This window comes from Microbacterium sp. UBA1097 (genome assembly GCF_002313585.1).
In the GTDB taxonomy this organism is placed as follows: Bacteria; Actinomycetota; Actinomycetes; order Actinomycetales; family Microbacteriaceae; genus Microbacterium.
Genome location: NZ_DCBW01000016.1, coordinates 161,580 through 161,982, shown reverse-complemented (window position 1 = coordinate 161,982; position 403 = coordinate 161,580). Strand labels below are relative to the sequence as shown.

Here is a 403-nt window from a genome sequence, read left to right as displayed (position 1 = left end):
CCGCCGGAGGCTCCGCGGGCCGCGTCCGCACACACCACTTCCGCTGCGGCGTTCGCCCCGATAGCCTGCCCCCAACTGCACTCGGGGAGAGATGATGGCGAATCTATTCAGCAGGCACGCGCACGACGTCTTCGAGACGGGGTTCTACAGCGAAGACTTCGACTTCGAGGTGCGAATCCAGCTCGGACAGGCTCCCTACGGCGGCGCGGATGTCGGCGAGGTGCTGCGGACCATCGCCGACGTGAAGGATGGTGACCACGAGGGCTGGCACCAAGCCTGGAGCGCACTCGGCGAACGCCTCGCCGGTCAGGCCGCGGCCTCAGCGGATGCCGGGCATCGCACCAGCGCCGCGGCGGCTTACCTTCGCGCAGCAAACGCCTACGCCCCCGCCGTGAACGCGGGA

Annotated in this window: 1 pseudogene; it reads left to right on the top strand. The window is 69.2% G+C overall.

Annotated elements, in window-relative coordinates:
- Positions 1 to 94: 94 nt before the first annotated feature.
- Positions 95 to 403, top strand: a pseudogene (locus tag B4F19_RS04880) (hypothetical protein); the annotation flags it as partial.